General features: G+C 37.0%; 31 protein-coding genes and 1 pseudogene. 26 read left to right on the top strand and 6 right to left on the bottom strand.

Annotated elements, in window-relative coordinates; translation table 11 throughout:
* The first annotated feature begins 23 nt into the window (after positions 1–23).
* The 14 genes from JCM19055_RS24515 to JCM19055_RS17370 all read left to right on the top strand — a co-directional run bounded on the left by JCM19055_RS24515 (position 24) and on the right by JCM19055_RS17370 (position 5853).
* On the top strand, positions 24–461 hold the full coding sequence (locus JCM19055_RS24515; RefSeq protein ID WP_265182313.1) for a crossover junction endodeoxyribonuclease RuvC: 438 nt from the start codon (positions 24–26) through the stop codon (positions 459–461).
* Between the two features lie 85 nt (positions 462–546).
* On the top strand, positions 547–735 hold the full coding sequence (locus JCM19055_RS17425) for a hypothetical protein (RefSeq protein ID WP_042360646.1): 189 nt from the start codon (positions 547–549) through the stop codon (positions 733–735).
* Between the two features lie 11 nt (positions 736–746).
* Positions 747–869: a hypothetical protein gene (locus JCM19055_RS30215; RefSeq protein WP_265182312.1), complete on the top strand. Its 123-nt coding sequence runs from the start codon at positions 747–749 to the stop codon at positions 867–869.
* A gap of 30 nt (positions 870–899) precedes the next feature.
* Positions 900–1430: a thymidine kinase gene (locus JCM19055_RS17420; RefSeq protein WP_042360645.1), complete on the top strand. Its 531-nt coding sequence runs from the start codon at positions 900–902 to the stop codon at positions 1428–1430.
* 14 nt (positions 1431–1444) lie between these two features.
* Positions 1445–1813 (top strand): hypothetical protein, encoded by a 369-nt coding sequence (locus tag JCM19055_RS17415; protein WP_042360644.1) that lies wholly within the window; start codon positions 1445–1447, stop codon positions 1811–1813.
* Positions 1800–2072 carry a hypothetical protein gene (locus JCM19055_RS17410; RefSeq protein WP_042360643.1) on the top strand — a complete coding sequence of 91 codons (273 nt, stop codon included), beginning with the start codon at positions 1800–1802 and terminating at the stop codon, positions 2070–2072. The genes JCM19055_RS17415 and JCM19055_RS17410 overlap by 14 nt, the downstream gene beginning before the upstream one ends.
* Positions 2050–2319, top strand: coding sequence for a hypothetical protein (locus JCM19055_RS17405; protein ID WP_042360642.1), 270 nt, complete (start codon positions 2050–2052; stop codon positions 2317–2319). The genes JCM19055_RS17410 and JCM19055_RS17405 overlap by 23 nt, the downstream gene beginning before the upstream one ends.
* A 6-nt stretch (positions 2320–2325) precedes the next feature.
* A complete protein-coding gene (locus JCM19055_RS17400) occupies positions 2326–2991 on the top strand; it encodes a deoxynucleoside kinase (RefSeq protein WP_042360641.1) in 666 nt (221 codons plus the stop codon).
* 34 nt (positions 2992–3025) lie between these two features.
* A complete protein-coding gene (locus tag JCM19055_RS32170) occupies positions 3026–3640 on the top strand; it encodes a Na+ dependent nucleoside transporter N-terminal domain-containing protein (RefSeq protein ID WP_370543209.1) in 615 nt (204 codons plus the stop codon).
* On the top strand, positions 3637–4209 hold the full coding sequence (locus JCM19055_RS32165) for a nucleoside transporter C-terminal domain-containing protein (RefSeq protein WP_370543208.1): 573 nt from the start codon (positions 3637–3639) through the stop codon (positions 4207–4209). The genes JCM19055_RS32170 and JCM19055_RS32165 overlap by 4 nt, the downstream gene beginning before the upstream one ends.
* A 103-nt stretch (positions 4210–4312) precedes the next feature.
* Positions 4313–4660 carry a hypothetical protein gene (locus JCM19055_RS17390; protein ID WP_042360640.1) on the top strand — a complete coding sequence of 116 codons (348 nt, stop codon included), beginning with the start codon at positions 4313–4315 and terminating at the stop codon, positions 4658–4660.
* Between the two features lie 93 nt (positions 4661–4753).
* Positions 4754–4969: a hypothetical protein gene (locus tag JCM19055_RS17385; protein ID WP_042360639.1), complete on the top strand. Its 216-nt coding sequence runs from the start codon at positions 4754–4756 to the stop codon at positions 4967–4969.
* Positions 4970–5266: a hypothetical protein gene (locus JCM19055_RS17380; protein WP_042360638.1), complete on the top strand. Its 297-nt coding sequence runs from the start codon at positions 4970–4972 to the stop codon at positions 5264–5266.
* A 263-nt stretch (positions 5267–5529) separates the two neighbouring features.
* Positions 5530–5853 (top strand): hypothetical protein, encoded by a 324-nt coding sequence (locus JCM19055_RS17370; protein WP_042360636.1) that lies wholly within the window; start codon positions 5530–5532, stop codon positions 5851–5853.
* 11 nt (positions 5854–5864) lie between these two features.
* Here JCM19055_RS17370 and JCM19055_RS17365 read toward each other — a convergent pair whose 3' ends face one another.
* Positions 5865–6050 (bottom strand): hypothetical protein, encoded by a 186-nt coding sequence (locus JCM19055_RS17365; RefSeq protein WP_042360635.1) that lies wholly within the window; start codon positions 6048–6050, stop codon positions 5865–5867.
* Between the two features lie 95 nt (positions 6051–6145).
* Complete coding sequence (locus JCM19055_RS27595) at positions 6146–6292, bottom strand: hypothetical protein (RefSeq protein WP_193745491.1); 147 nt, start codon at positions 6290–6292, stop codon at positions 6146–6148.
* A gap of 141 nt (positions 6293–6433) precedes the next feature.
* On the opposite strand from JCM19055_RS27595, the gene JCM19055_RS17360 reads away from it, so the two are divergent.
* From JCM19055_RS17360 to JCM19055_RS32150, 11 genes and pseudogenes are all read left to right on the top strand, one after another.
* Entirely contained in the window at positions 6434–6979 is a 546-nt protein-coding gene (locus JCM19055_RS17360) for an AAA family ATPase (RefSeq protein WP_042360634.1), read from the top strand.
* Positions 6972–7310 (top strand): sigma-70 family RNA polymerase sigma factor, encoded by a 339-nt coding sequence (locus JCM19055_RS17355; protein WP_042360632.1) that lies wholly within the window; start codon positions 6972–6974, stop codon positions 7308–7310. Before JCM19055_RS17360 ends, JCM19055_RS17355 begins: the two co-directional genes overlap by 8 nt.
* Positions 7303–7533, top strand: coding sequence for a hypothetical protein (locus tag JCM19055_RS17350; RefSeq protein WP_042360630.1), 231 nt, complete (start codon positions 7303–7305; stop codon positions 7531–7533). The genes JCM19055_RS17355 and JCM19055_RS17350 overlap by 8 nt, the downstream gene beginning before the upstream one ends.
* Before the next feature lie 161 nt (positions 7534–7694).
* The gene (locus JCM19055_RS17345; protein ID WP_052366485.1) at positions 7695–8351 is read left to right on the top strand and encodes a cell wall hydrolase; all 657 of its coding nucleotides are present in this window, start codon (positions 7695–7697) and stop codon (positions 8349–8351) included.
* 68 nt (positions 8352–8419) lie between these two features.
* Positions 8420–8848, top strand: coding sequence for a nucleoside 2-deoxyribosyltransferase (locus tag JCM19055_RS17340; protein WP_042360629.1), 429 nt, complete (start codon positions 8420–8422; stop codon positions 8846–8848).
* A gap of 492 nt (positions 8849–9340) precedes the next feature.
* Positions 9341–9574 carry a hypothetical protein gene (locus JCM19055_RS17330; RefSeq protein WP_042360627.1) on the top strand — a complete coding sequence of 78 codons (234 nt, stop codon included), beginning with the start codon at positions 9341–9343 and terminating at the stop codon, positions 9572–9574.
* Between the two features lie 285 nt (positions 9575–9859).
* Positions 9860–10249: pseudogene (locus tag JCM19055_RS32160) on the top strand (hypothetical protein); the annotation flags it as partial.
* A gap of 51 nt (positions 10250–10300) precedes the next feature.
* The gene (locus JCM19055_RS32155; RefSeq protein WP_370543211.1) at positions 10301–10822 is read left to right on the top strand and encodes a hypothetical protein; all 522 of its coding nucleotides are present in this window, start codon (positions 10301–10303) and stop codon (positions 10820–10822) included.
* A gap of 12 nt (positions 10823–10834) precedes the next feature.
* Positions 10835–11086 carry a hypothetical protein gene (locus tag JCM19055_RS17320; RefSeq protein WP_042360625.1) on the top strand — a complete coding sequence of 84 codons (252 nt, stop codon included), beginning with the start codon at positions 10835–10837 and terminating at the stop codon, positions 11084–11086.
* A 117-nt stretch (positions 11087–11203) separates the two neighbouring features.
* Positions 11204–11605, top strand: coding sequence for a hypothetical protein (locus JCM19055_RS17315; RefSeq protein ID WP_042360624.1), 402 nt, complete (start codon positions 11204–11206; stop codon positions 11603–11605).
* Positions 11606–11859: 254 nt separating this feature from the next.
* Complete coding sequence (locus JCM19055_RS32150; protein WP_081833810.1) at positions 11860–12036, top strand: type II toxin-antitoxin system HicA family toxin; 177 nt, start codon at positions 11860–11862, stop codon at positions 12034–12036.
* An 81-nt stretch (positions 12037–12117) separates the two neighbouring features.
* On the opposite strand, the gene JCM19055_RS17310 is transcribed toward JCM19055_RS32150, so the two are convergent.
* The 4 genes from JCM19055_RS17310 to JCM19055_RS17290 form a co-directional block, all read right to left on the bottom strand.
* Entirely contained in the window at positions 12118–12639 is a 522-nt protein-coding gene (locus JCM19055_RS17310; RefSeq protein WP_042360623.1) for a hypothetical protein, read from the bottom strand.
* Between the two features lie 210 nt (positions 12640–12849).
* Positions 12850–13032, bottom strand: coding sequence for a hypothetical protein (locus JCM19055_RS17300; RefSeq protein WP_042360621.1), 183 nt, complete (start codon positions 13030–13032; stop codon positions 12850–12852).
* 314 nt (positions 13033–13346) lie between these two features.
* A complete protein-coding gene (locus JCM19055_RS17295; RefSeq protein WP_042360620.1) occupies positions 13347–13679 on the bottom strand; it encodes a hypothetical protein in 333 nt (110 codons plus the stop codon).
* A 73-nt stretch (positions 13680–13752) separates the two neighbouring features.
* Positions 13753–14235 (bottom strand): antirestriction protein ArdA, encoded by a 483-nt coding sequence (locus tag JCM19055_RS17290; protein WP_193745490.1) that lies wholly within the window; start codon positions 14233–14235, stop codon positions 13753–13755.
* Positions 14236–14547: 312 nt separating this feature from the next.
* Between JCM19055_RS17290 and JCM19055_RS17285 the strand changes: the two genes are divergently transcribed.
* Positions 14548–14892 (top strand): TM2 domain-containing protein, encoded by a 345-nt coding sequence (locus tag JCM19055_RS17285; RefSeq protein WP_042360618.1) that lies wholly within the window; start codon positions 14548–14550, stop codon positions 14890–14892.
* Positions 14893–15069 lie beyond the last annotated feature (177 nt).

Here is a 15069-nt window from a genome sequence, read left to right as displayed (position 1 = left end):
TTTCTTCCCCTGCCTTTGCAGTTATGGAATTTGATACAGTGAGTGCCGAGGAAACACAGATGTATATTAAGCATCTATCTCACGTTAAGACGAACAACAAGAAGGTTCACGGGCATAGGTTCACACAAATATCCGACCACTTACAGGAAATTGTAGACGAGTACCCACCTAATTATGTTGTATTTGAAAAGGGCTTCTCTAAGTTTCATAACGTCACCCACACTTTACAAAGAGTAGTAGGGGTGGCGATTCACAAACTCTATGAAAATGAAGTCGATACGATTGTAGAGATTACACCTACGACAGTTAAGAAAGCTATTACTGGTAATGGTAAAGCCAAGAAAGATCAGGTAGCGAGAGACTTAAAGAATTTTGTAGGTGACATTGAATATAAAACTGATGATGAGTCAGATGCAGTAGCCGTTGCGTTGACCTTCGCATTACAGAAAGGGTGGATTTAATTCCACTCTTTTTATTTTTATGTCCTTTTCTTCTCCTACGATTCCATTACTAAGGTGTAAAGAAAACAACTTAGGGGGTTACAAAATGGACTTTGTTTCTGACGTAATGGAAAAGCATTTCAACAGTCTTGACGGAGAGAAGATGAAGGAAGGTGTTTCCTACATTTACGTACTGCATGACGCTATTGTGAGTATTGAATTAGAAGACAGCGAACTAAATGTTGAGGTAACTGTAGGAGAACTAACACATTTAGATATTTCAACAGGGTTATAGGAGGGTTCGGAATGATTGCAAAATCTGAGGTGATTTATCTGATCGATGATCTACGAGATGAGGTTCAAGCCATGAGAGAGAACGGTGAACAAGACTTACGTTCCGTACTACATCATATTGATTTTTTTAAGTAGCGACATCCGTAAGTTAGAGGAAAGGTAATCATGCTACACACAGTTGTAGGTGGAATGTTCGCAGGTAAAACAAGCGAGTTATTGAGACAAGGTAAACGACATGAACTAGCAGGACGATTGGTTCTTTATATTAAACCTGAATTCGACAGCCGTTACGGAATGGATGTTATAGGCACTCATGATGGTGAAACGGTTGTTGCTAAAACAATTGATAAACCTAATGCATTACTAGCTTATAACCATTTGAAATATGAAGTGTTTGTTATTGACGAGATTCAGTTTTTCGATGAACGGATCATTGATTATATTGATTTCTTATTGCAGATGGATAAGACCGTTATTGTTGGTGGTCTTGATATGGATTATGAGGGTAAGCCCTTTGAAAACTCAGCACAATTATTAGCTATGGCAGATCAGGTAACGAAACTAAAAGCTGTCTGTCAGTTATGCGGTGATGATGCCACGTTCTCTAATCGAACAATGGAAAGTACAGAACGCCACGCTTTAGGTGGACAGGGTGACTACTACCCTACATGTAGAAAATGTAGAAATACAAATTGAAGGAGTTTTTAATAATGGAATTTGAAAAATGGCTAGAACATGCAAAGAAGATGGAACAGCACGAAATTCACGGGGCACAAGAAGCACCTGAAGTTGGTGGAACTAACTTGGTAGATATGTTGGGACTCGTTAACGCACTATCAGGAAGTGTTGAAGGAGAAGGAGAAGAGGAAGAAAACCCATTCGGTTTCATCATTGAACCTATTCAAGAACTCGTTGAATATGCAGTTGATGAGTTTACAGAAGTTCAAGCAATGGAACATACACGGATGGATGTAGACCTAAAAGGTATGTCAATCAGTGGACAGCCTGAAGACGTGAAAGAAATTCTTTCTTTCTTGATTGATAAAAACAAGGTAGCTGATTCACATGGCGATGAGTAAAGAAGAGAAACGGATCAAGGAGTTAGAAGAACTTCTTGACCGTTATAAAAACCTTTCAGATAAAAAAGAAAACGAGATTCATGAACTAAGTAAGACTTTAAATAATGTGGAAACAGAATCTCGTCAGTACCAACGAGAGTTAGTCGCTATTCATGATCTTCATAACGCATTTGTGCAACAGATCATTGATTCATTTTCATTACTAAACTTACGAGTCGTACAGGGGGCAGATTTAAATGGCAAAGAAGAAGAAGGTTGATTTAGTAGAAGGATATTTAAAATCGTTAGATATTTTAACGGCAAGTTCTAACAGCGATGTTGCAATCTTTGATGAGGTGATTGACAGCCTTAAAGTACGTAACACACAGCTTAAAGAATTAAACACCGATGCCCGTTCTAAACGTGAACAGCTTCAGGTGGTAGAACGTCAGGCACAGGAACAAATTCAGGCGAATGAAAAGATTATCGCCAATATTGAATCAGTGATTAAACCAAGCGAAGGATAGGAGAATATGACAGTGATAGTAACCGCAGGAATGATTGCAAGTGGAAAAACAACAGTAGCAGAACTAATTAGCAAAGAATTGGACTCAGAAATGTTTTATGAGTCAGTGGATGACAACCCTATCCTTCCCCTATTCTATCAAGCATCGGACGAAGAAATTGAGTCGAACCGTTATCCGTTTTTACTTCAACTTTACTTCTTGAATAGTCGATTCGATCAGATCAAAGATGCGTATCACGACCGTAACAATACTTTAGATCGTTCCATTTATGAAGATTGGTACTTCGCTAAAGTTAACCATGATTTGGGACGTATCAATGACCTAGAGTTTTCTATCTACGAGTCACTTCTCAATAACATGATGCAGGAATTAGAAACGCTACCTCAGAAAGCACCTGACATTATGGTTTATCTACGTGCTTCCTTTGAAACCATCTTGTTCAGAATTGGGTTGCGTGGACGTGACTTTGAGATTGACGAGGAACTTAAAGACTACTACTACGCACTATGGAAAGGCTACGATGATTGGGTAATGAATCACTACGATAAATCAGATGTAGTCATTATTGATATGGATAAAGTAGATGTTGAAACAAGTGAAATTGATGCACAAATGGTGATTGATAAAGTAAAAGCAAAACTTGCAGAAAGAGACGAGAAGGCAGGGGCATAAGCCCTGTCTTTTTATTATGAAAGGGGAAAAATAAATGAACTATCTATTAGGAATTTTAATGGTGGGGGTACTAATTGGACTGGCTTTCTTGCTGTCTTCAGATAAGAAGCGAGTGAATTACAAAGCCATAGGAATTATGTTGGGGCTTCAGGTACTCACTACCTTATTTATGTTTCAGACTTCCATTGGTCAACAAATTGTACTGTTCCTGACGGAGATTCTAAACCGTCTTATTGAGTTTGGTGAAGCAGGAATTGATTTTGTTATGGGTGGCTTTCAACTAGATGAGGGTGGCGTATTCTTTATCAACGTTCTCCTATTGATCGTCTTCTTCTCAATGCTTCTTTCAGTACTAACTTACCTTAAGATTCTTCCACGGGCGATTAACCTTTTCGGTGGAATTCTTTCTAAGGTTACAGGACTTCCAAGAGTCGAAAGCTTCAACGCTGTTAACTCTATTTTCTTCGGTCAGTCTGAAGCGATCCTTGCTATTAAGTCTCAGGTGTCTAGCTTAGACCGTAACCGTCTATTCATCGTATGTGTATCGGCAATGGCTTCTGTATCGGCTTCTGTAGTAGGTGTATACATTACAATGCTACCTGCTGAATACGTCCTCGTTGCCTTCCACTTAATATGTTCAGTGGTTTGATTATAGCTTCAATCGTTGCACCAGTTTCCGATGCTGTTAAGGATGAAAAGATTGATCCGAACGATCTTTCTACAGACAAGTCATTCTTTGAAGCAATGTCTAATGGTGCATTGGAGGGCGGAAAGATGGCATTGATTGTAGGTGCTATGCTTATTGCATTCATCGGATTTATGGAAGGTATCAACTGGGTAGCCTTTGCCTTAACAGGTATCACGGTACAGGATATGCTAGGTTATCTATTCGTTCCGTTGACGTTCTTACTTGGAATTCCTGCAAGTGAAATGGTAGACGCAGGGGCAATCATGGGCTTGAAGATTGTTACTAATGAGTTCGTTGCTATCCTAGGCCTTAATGAAATTGCAGGAACACTTTCAGAACGTACACTAGGAATTGTATCTGCATTCCTTATTAGCTTCGCTAACTTCTCTAGTATTGGAATCATTTCAGGATCAATGAAAGCAATCAACGGGGAACAAGCTTCGCATGTAGCTAAGTTTGGTTTGAAGTTACTTCTTGTAGCTACTATGGCAAGTCTTTTGACGGCAACTATGGTAGGTCTATTCATCTAATTAGAAAGGTTGGGGTTGATTCCCTGACCTTTCTTTTTTTTATGTCCTATTTTACCTACGTCTGTCCATTACATAGATGAGATAAATAAAAGGAGTTGTCACGATGGTTGAATCTACCCTTTCCTTTGTCGGATTTTCTACAGACGAAGAAGATAAAAAAGGACTTTTATTTAATGATGGAACATTTATAAGCACAACTAATTTTTCAATGTACCCACCTTTAAAAAGTGGGTGTAAAGATGTTGAAGATGTTTACATCGATAGGTTTAATCAACAATTCAATATTCGGTTAGCCAGTGGAACAGAAATTTTTGGTGAATATGAATCCATTAAAAGTACAGATAAAGGAGTGAAGGAAATGACTGATCGAGGATATATTGAAGAAGCGTTACGAAATGAAAAGGTTAAAGAGGTAAAAATCTATGCTAAAAAAATTTCATATTGTTCTTGAAAGTGGTAAAAGATTGATTGCACATATAGATAAAATTGGTGAACTTAGTTATGAACTCTCTAAAGAAGAAACCACCTGTAAGGTTATGGCTACGTGGTAGTTCATACACGGACGCCTGAAAATAACGGGGGCATTGATCCTGACACTGAAAAGATAGTCAGTATATGTGATGGCTGTTTGGATGTACTAAGAAAATGTGATGAGTTTATTGAATGGGAAGATGAACATTATTGTAACGAAGAATGCTTATTAGATAGGCTTTCATATAAAAAAGTTACAGGCTTTGAAATTAAGGAGGGGGCTATTTAAATGGGTAAGCTAACATTAGAGAACTTAGAAGATATTTATTTTGAAAATGAAGTTCAGGTTAATGGTGTTATATATGCACTAGTAGAATCAGGTACTTGGGAAGATCAAGGGAAGTTTCAGACCTTAGATATAATCTTCACCGATGGTGCGGAGTATTACCGTGGATTTGTAGGACGATCAGGTGACCATTGGCAAGGGTATACGTATGAAAGTGAGATTCTAGGTGATGAAGAAGTAGATCTTCATACTGTAGAAAAACGTGAAGTTACACGTACAGAGTGGGTGGAGGTTGGATGAAAAGCCGATTAGATCAGCAGAGAGAAAAAGGGGCGTGGTCTGTATTCCTCTTTGTTATCTCGTATGTCTTAGGTGTTTCCCTTATTGCCTTACTTATAGCGTTTGTAGCTGTAGGAATACCTACTATCACCCATTTACTATTAACTTTAATTCCCTTCTATAGCTTAAAGTTATCGGACATTTATATTGTATGGGGAATTATATTACTAATACTATTCGTCCTAGCATTACTAGGTAAGAGAAAATAAAGGAGAAGATATATTATGCGTATCGTATTTCAAGGAAGCTTACACCCTGAAGAATTGGGTCAAGCAGTAGAAGAAATCATTGCAGAAACATTAGCCGAGGTTGAGGGCACAGAACTTCACCCTCAAATGCTACACAATCCAACTGTAGAGACTAACCTAAATGTTGTAGGGTTTGAGAAGCCTGTTCTTGTAACACAGGATGATGAAAACCTTATGTTTACAGTTCATACAGGATTTAAAGACGGAGAGTTTACCGAGTATGTTGCACCTGATAAAGAGGAACTATTAAAAGACTTTCACGAAGCTGTAGAACAAGAAGAGAATGCAAATAAAGAATAAACAAAACGCCCTTACTGGTCTTCAGTAGGGGCATTTTTATTTTCTTCCTGATCTTCTTCTTCTCGCTGTGCTTCCTTCTCTTCTATCAGTTCATGAATGTGGTTAGGTTCGTATCCATGTGACAAGTGATGGTTAAACGCTTCATTGAATAGTTCTTCTGTTTCTTCTTCCATTTCAAATGAAATGATTTTATTCATGTCAGTTATATTTAAAGCCTTAGCAATTACTAGTACATTGATTAGGCTGTACGATGATCTTTTCATATGCAACATGCTATGAAGTGTTGCCCTACTTACCCTGTTAACCTCGCTAGTTCTGTAGCAGTAATACCTACTTCATCTAATACTTCCTGAAGGTTACAAACGATTGTTACGTCAGGGAATAAAGAATTCTCTTCAATTAGTCTTTCTTGTTTCTTGTGGTGCTTTAAGTTAGCCATACTTACCATTCCTTAACTAAATTTAATTTGTGTTAGTAAGCTTAGTGTATATCATATATGATAAAAGGTCAATACATTTCATGTCCTTTTTTTCCTTCTCATCTTCCATTACATAGGTAGATAACAAAGGAGGAATTCAATATGAGAATTGCAGTTACTGGAAAAATGCGATCAGGAAAAGATACATTTGCTAATTACTTTATAGAGAGAGAATTTTACAACTTAGCATTTGCAGACGGGATTACAGATGTTATTGCACAGTACTTCCCCGAAGCTTGGCAAGAAGGGAAACCCCGTGAACATTATCAGGTTATCGGACAAGCATTCCGACAGCTGAACCCTACAATTTGGGTCGAACACTTAGATGATTTATTGGGTCAGTGGTTTATGTTAGACGGTGTTAATGTTCCCGTTATTGTAACCGACTTACGACAGCCTAATGAGTATGAATACTTGAAAGCTAATGGCTTTACCGTGGTTAAGGTTGAGACTTCAGAAGAGTTACGTATTGAAAGAATTAAGAAGTCAGGCGATGCCCACAAATTAGAGTACCTTCACCATGAAACTGAAAAACATATTGATGATATGGATTACGACTATTTGGTTACTAACGACACATCATTAGTTGACCTACTGGAACAAGCTGAGTTCCTTTATGCAGAGTTAGTAGGTGAACAGCATGACTAATGAAAACAAATACGAACGTCAGTATAAATTACATACCGTTGAAGGGGTGAAAAGATTTTATGATGATCTGCTAACGCTTAAAGAAGCAAGGTTTTTCGGCGGTGATTTTGAGTTAAGTGATATGCTTTTAGACTTTGATTCGGCTGTTGAAAGATGCTTAACGAAAAGGCAAAAACAAATTACTGAGTTGTACTATTTACAAGGCCTTAACTCGTTAAAGATCAGTCGTGAATTGTCTATCACTCACCAAACAATCCTTGAACACCTACACACTGCCTATAAAAACCTAGCTTCGTACCACTTGTTAGAAAGGAATAAGTACAATGACTAAGGCACAATACAAAGATAGCTTTATTGCTAAAATTGATGAACTGTTCACAGTAGAGGAATTACCTTCTCCTGAAGAAAGGGTAAGACAAACCAATGAGTTCATTGAAAAGTACTTTGATGTTGTTGGAGAGAAACCCCCTGCCCTTCAGTTAGAACGGCTTGGTAATTATCTTTTATTAGACTACCTTCGTGATAAGGACAAGAACAAAAGTAAAAAAAGTTGACTATAACTTTCATTCAAAATCTCAAAGTAAGTCAAGACACAGAACAGAAATAAGTATCAAAGATGAAAGCCTAGACTACTTTCAACAAAAGGCTTTGAACCAACCGAACGCTTATAAGAAGCGTACTCAAAACGCAGACGAATAAGGAGAGTATTATTTTTATGTTTACTAAACTAAAAAGCATTGCACTTGGGGCAACCGTAGCTACGGGGGCTTTTTTAGTGCCTTCATTTGCAGATGCACAGGAACAACACACAGTAGAGTCAGGCGATACGTTGTATCTTATCGGTCAGGATTACGGAGTTACAGTAGATGAAATGGTTGAAGCAAACACACAGCTTCCTAACCCTGACCTCATCTACCCTAACGACACTGTAATCGTCCCTGTAACGTCTGTAACTACTAATGAATCTACGGTTACAGAAGATGTTGAAAAGACCACACAAACCAACACAGACGTTACAGCGTCCGAGTTAGTATTATTAGAACGTCTTGTTCATGCAGAAGCATGGGGACAGCCAGTAGAAGGTAAGAAAGCTGTTGTAGATGTGGTGTTGAATCGTGTAGAAAGCGATGAATTCCCTAACAGTATTGAAGGTGTAGTTCACCAGTCAGGGCAGTTCACACCAGTAGCAACAGGTGCGATCCATGAGTATACACCGTCAGATAAAACAAGGGATGCGGTACAGTCTGCACTTAATACAGATAGCCGTGTAGGAAATTCCCTTTACTTCTATAACCCTGCTACTGCAACAAACCGTTGGCTAGATTCATTAGAGACTGTAACAGTTATTGGGGATCATACTTTTAAAAAGTAATGTCCCTTTCTTAGTTAAAAATTCCATTACTACTATGTAGGAAATTATAATAAAAGGCGGTATGTAAAATGACAAATGTATATTTAGCAAGTGGGTTTTTCAATGAGAGTCAGGTTCGTAAAGTAGAGTTAGCTGAAGCGAGTCTACTTAGTAAGGGATTGAATGTATTTAGTCCGAGGGAAAATCAAAACCAACACATTGAGTTTGGTTCTGCCCATTGGCGACAAGCTACGTTTGAAACAGATGTAGAAGCCATTGAATGGGCAGATGTATTGGTAGCTATCTACGATGAAGAAGATGCCGGCACGATGTGGGAGATTGGATATGCTTACGCTATTGGTGTTCCTATTATCGTAGTTCATAAAGGTGAAGAAGTTGTTAACCTAATGATTACGGACAGTCTTACAGCTTACCTTGAATCGTTTGAAGAACTTCTTGACTATGACTTTGAAGCTGAATTCCTGTTACGTAAACCCTATACGGGGTCAGTTATCTAAATGAAATTTAAAGTTGGTGATCGTGTCTACGCTTCTTCCTTTATGGCTGAGGGCGTGGGCACGATTATTTTTATAGGTAAGGATATATACGCAGATGAGTTTAAACCAGTACAGGTTAAGTTAGATGAACCCTACGACAATACGGGACATGACATGTTTCGGTTCACACTTAAGCAAATAAAGCACACGTAAAAGCCCCCTACTGAAAACAGTAAGGGGCTTTCTCGTTAGTTAAGGTAACTAACTTCACTAACACACAACAATATTTTAACATGACTGCTTTCAAATATCCAGTCTGTAATAAATCCAATTGTTACTACCCTTCTGAATATATTATAGGTCTTAAACAGCTTAATATGTGCTATATAGTCAGGTGTTTATTCCTGTTGAATGAACAGTTTTTATGGAGTATTATATGTTAAGAGTCACAGCCTTACAGTCAAATGTTATAGCTGTTGTCTGCCCAGTAACAATTGTAAGGAGGATGTAGGTATGGTTAACCGTGGTAAAGTTGACAGGGGTAAGCAAAGCAACATGAGTATATCAATGAACGAGACAGAGATAAATCAAATAGATAATCTTGTACAGTTCTTTCAAGAAGACTCTATAAACACTGTAACTAGAGTAGACGTTGTAAAGTATTTATTGAAGACTGCACATCATCATATTCAAAATGAAGACGTTAACAACACTAAAGATTTCATGACTACTTATCCTAAAATGTGATAAATAAAAATGACAGACCTCCTGAAATCAAGGGGGTCTTTATTTTTATGTCTTTTTATTAACTAGACATATTTTTATGTGCTTCTATCCTCTTTAGTTATTAAAATCAATAAAAATCAAGATAGAACTGTATGTACTTCTATCTTCTTTTACCAATATTTATTGATAAATATACCAATAAGGATTATAATATTCATAAATTGGTAAAACTAACTAAAACACACGAAGGATTGATAAAAATGGGTAAAAAAATATGTTGGTTTTGAAAGTGCTAACAGTTTCGTTAAGGTATACCATGATGGTAAGCAAGTAGTTTATGCAAACACTACAGGGAAGCCCCCACGGGAAAGCTACGGAGTAAAGGGCGACACCCTGACTACGTACAAGTTAAACGGTTCATCTTACACTGTAGGAACTACGTTGAACTATACATCTAGTGGCGGTGTCGGTATTCAGAGATACGCTACTGAGTTCTACAAGAAGGAAAGCATTGCAGGTATCTCACAGGTGATTGAAGACGGTGATATTGTTACAGCAATCACAGCTATACCTTCTACTCATTACAACGACAAAGAGAAATGCAAGTCTCTAATAAATGAAAACTTGGTAGGTACTCACGTCTTAGAAATTGATGGAGAAAGTAAGACCTTTACTATTGATGAAGTTAAAGTAACTCTTCAGCCGTTGGCTTCTTACTTCTACACTATCGTAGATGAGTGGGGAAACATGAATCAGGATATGTTAGCAAGGTATGAGGGTACAGAAACATTAGTAATTGATATTGGTTGGGGAACGACAGATGTAGCCTTAGTTGGTAATGGTGGACTGTCTGACTTTTGGACGATCCAAGCAAGCATGAGTTCTGCATACCGTGAAATAGAATTAACTCTAAAAGAGGATAAGACATTTTCTACAAACACGATGCAACCATTAGAGATTGAACGACAGTTAAGAGATAATGACGTGCTGACATTTAGTAACCGTACTGTTGATGCTTCTAATGCTAAGAAACAGGTATTTAAAGAGACGGCACAACAGATTATGACCGAGGTAAACAACCACCAAAACATTGAGGAAATGACTACTGTTATCTTCACTGGTGGTGGCTTCCAAGCATTGAAAGAACATCTTGAACCAATGATTTCTAACGATCAGGGACAGGTATTAGATAACATATTCTTTATCGAAGATTGCCAACTCGCTAATGCTAAAGGTTGCTACGTATTCGGTAAGTACATTTCAAATTAAGGGGGCGGTATTATGCCATCTAAGAATATAAACATTAAGCTAGATTTAGAAAAGGATGCTGACATTATAGAATTCCTTGAAGATAAACCTGCTACCTTCTTCTTCAAAGAATCCATGAGACGTTACATGCCTGAGTTTAATACGTTTAGAGAAGAGAAAGGCATCCATGCAGTGAAGACCCCTTCTAAGCCAACGAGTACTGAAGATGAGATAAAGAGTAACCCACAATTTCAAAGCGTGGTAGGAAAGTTTTCTAATGACTAGCTTAATTGCTAGTCTTTTTTTATTGTCTTATTTGTTGTCTTTGTAATTAAGTTATGTTAAATTAAATACACGGTATTTAAATAAAGTTACATATAATAATAAATGAGGTGCAAAAAAATGACTTTAACTAACACACACAACTTAAAAGAATATTTGCAAAGGGAAGTTAAACTTATATTAGCTGAGTATAAAGACGATTTACTTAAAGATGAATTAAGCAATTTAAAGTACTTTATAACCAATGAACTTAATTTATTGACTGAAGAAGAATATGATATAATGTTTGAAAATCTGTTTGAAGATGAGGAAGAGGGTGTTGATCCAGTGGAAGCAGAAATCACTTTTACAATGATTGACGGTACAGAGATTGGGCATTCTACATCAAATTACGACAGCATAGACGGGGCTAAGGACGCTATTCAGCATACAATGAATCTTTTCTTGCAAGAAGGTAAGACGTTCCTAGATTTAGAAGAGGATTTAGTTATAAACCTGAACCATGTGAAGATGTTACTGTAAAAGAATTTGAAGGCGTTGAGATATATCAGGATTAAATATAGTAATGTAATTACAAGACCGTACACCCGTTGCGGTCTTTTTAATTTGCTTGTACGACTTATTGTTTTATCATATATAATAAATTAGTTCTTGTAATTTCTGTGTGTTACATGATATACTGTGTATAGAGGTTAAGGCAAGGTAACTTCAGCTAACACACAAGGGAGATTGAATGACAAAAAAAGACAAACTAAAAAAATCCGACAGTAAAATCTATGAAATCGAAAGAGGTCGAAAAGATAGCGAAAGCACACGGTTGGGTTTGGGAAAGATCGAAAGGTGATGAAAGAATCTATTACCACCCTGAACATGAATCACCAATCGTTATAGTACACGGAAAGACGTACTCACGATCTCTTATAAGATCGGTACTAAAACAAATAAAAAGGTAAATCACGGCTAATGATTTACCTTGCCTTACCTCTTCAATCTCCTAAACTATTATACAGGGCTAACGCCTTGTATTTTTTTTGTTAGAAATCCTCTTCTTTTTCCACCTCTTCTACAACTTTTAGTTCTTTATATAAACGCTTAGTAGTTTGCTTTAAATGGTCTTTCTGCATCTCGTTAAAAGGTTCTCCGTTAGCAAACCTTCCTTCTTTAATAGAATGTAAGTTGTTTAAAATGGTGGAACTAAGACCTTTCTTTAACCTGAGACGGGGGCAAGCATCAGAAGAGTTTTTACTCTGTGAAAGATATTTTTGAAAGTCGTTTTGAAATGCGTGGGAATCCTGTTTAAATAGTTCGTCATCCCCTAAAGCCTCATCTATCAATTCTGCATGTTCTAGTTCTGCCTGAAGGGTACGTAGTCCGTAATGTAAACTTTCTTTAAAATTAGTATCATAGTCACCTAATGAAACTGTTCCTTTTTGAAGAAGCTGTTCAATCATTGTACAGAGGTTTTTATAATGCTGTCGGGCATCATCGGCATCGTAAATAATGAGGTCTGCCGTAAGGTTATTTGTCATTACATTACTTTTAGTTTTTAAATTCATGAATTATCGCCACCTAACGTTTTAAAATAATTAACGAGAACAAGCGTTCTTATTTTTGTATCATAACATTCGTGAAAAAGTATGTCACGGAATGATGCCACGTTAAAAAGTAACATACTAAAAGAACCATAGCCATGCGTATTTAGGCTTTTATAAGTGCAAATTTTTCCAACAACTTTTATGGCCATAAAAAAAGCCCCGAAGCTTCTCTTAGTATCTTCGTTCCAACTCTGTAGCTAGTCGGTACGCTTGATCCTTTGTGTCGCACTCTGTTAAGAAAAGTTCTTCCCAGTGTCCGTCCACTAAATTCAGTTTGTCTGCTGTAACCTCGAAGCGATCACCGCAGTCGATAACTTCTACTACTACTTCACCGTGTTTTGTTGTCTTTGCCATTTTCTATCATCCTTTGTGTGTGTTAGTAAGTTAGGCTGTTGTTGCCTTGCCTTAACTTCTATATTTATAATAACATGGTGTATCATATATGACAATAGGTTAAAGTAAATTAAATTAGATTAAATTAAAACGTGGAATGTTCTGATAATTTAAAGGGGGCGGTCTTTTTCTGTGAAGTACGTTGTCTTTGTCAGGTATTCGTAATACGTCATAGGTGCTTCGTGAGTGCCTTGTGAGGGCTTCGTTGTTCGTTCGCTGTCATTACTTCGTAACATAAGAAAAAGCCCTACAGTGGTGATTGTAAGGCTTCCTGTTTAAAACTGTTCAACGTGTAGAAATACACCCTCTTCATTGTCTATCATCTTATCAATTTCCTTATGTGCTTCTGAATTAAATTCAATATCAGTAGCAATTGAAATAGTGTCTTTGTACTTTACTAACCAAATTCCACCTTCAAGATCAATGAAATTTTCTAATTCAACCATAGAAACTACAGTTACTTTGTTTGTTCCTTCAATTGTCTTTACTTCTAAAATTGTATCTTTACGTGAAGACTTAATGTTAACGAGTTGTAGAATTCCTTTAGCGAACGTTTCCAGTACATCGCTACCTTCTAGTAAATATTCATATCCTTTAGTAATCATCATTTTAATAGCCCCTTTAGTTGTTGTTTTATAGTACGTTATTTTAAGAATGAAAGGGGGATTATTCCCCCTCTTATTAAATTACTTCAATGTAATGTTCTGATCCTTTGTAGAAAAGACCGTTGCACTGTTCTTGAAAGCCGTAATCATCATAGTCGAAGCAGTAAGTCACTTCTTCAGGAAGGTGGTCTAAGTACCCCCTAGCTTCCATTAAACTATGTCCTAGTTCTTCGTCTGTACTCGCTTCATGGATTAGGTAGTTACCTTCCTCAAAAAGCTTTACAGCGTCTTCTAGTTCGTCACAGCAATCAACTAAGATGTTGAAGTCTCCAAGTTCTTGATTTGATTGTAGCATTTTGTTGAATTTTGCTACTAGTGGTAAATCCAAGTACTTAGTAAATAATTTGTACTCGCTTTCGACATCGACAATCTCGCAGTCGTTCATGCCGTTGTAAGTAAGATCGTTTACCTCAGTGTCGAATTGCTGTTCTGTCATTGGAAGATTAAGAGTTTTCATTTCCATAGTACCGATGTTGCTGAGTGTTAATGTTGTGTGCATTTGAATCATCCTTCGTGTGTGTTAGTGTGTAGTTCCTTACTACACTTCTAATACTATCATGTGTATCATATATGGTAAAGCATAAATTTAATACGCGAAATAGTAAGATAATTTAAACGCTGTATTAGGGCTTCAGTTGTGTTAAAATAGGCAAGGATTTCCTTTATATAGGAAGAAGTAAAGATAATACAATAAAATATCTAGTATTTATAGATTAGTGTTGACAATTAAAGTAAATACATGGTAATTTAATTATAGAAAGTTAAATACAACTACTTTAATCTAACACACACACATATCGGAGGTATTTTCATGAACAATTTACTTATGAAGAAAGATCTAACATCAGAACAACTTGCAATGGTACATGTGGAGACTGAGAAGAATACAAAAAGCCTAAAGGTATTCGCCTTGCTTTGGTTTTTCCTAGCAGGCTTTGGTGGACATAGATACTATTTAGGTACAATCGGTATTGCGGTATGTATGACATTGTTTAACTGGATGACTCTTGGACTGTGGGGCATCATTGACGGTATCTACTTACTTGTTACTAAGCGTATTCAAAAGCACAATGAGAAGGTAGAAATGGATGCGATCAACCAAGTGAAGATGTACACGAAGAAAGAAGAACCAAAACAAGTAGAAGCTACAGCATAAAAAAACGGGGGGAGTAGTTACATTTTACCCAAATCATCAACCCAAACCCTATGTATTGAAACCCCCAAAAAGGCAATTAGGTAAATCACCTGGTTGCCCTTCTTAATATCCAGGATCTATAATTTCACATACCATACATTCTAAAGAATTAAGAATAAGGGTAAAAAGGGAAAGGGC

Source organism: Geomicrobium sp. JCM 19055 (assembly GCF_000698185.1).
Lineage (GTDB): Bacteria > Bacillota > Bacilli > Bacillales > Marinococcaceae > Geomicrobium_A > Geomicrobium_A sediminis.
The sequence above is the reverse complement of the archived record's forward strand: the minus strand, read 5'-3'. Positions and strand labels throughout refer to the sequence as shown.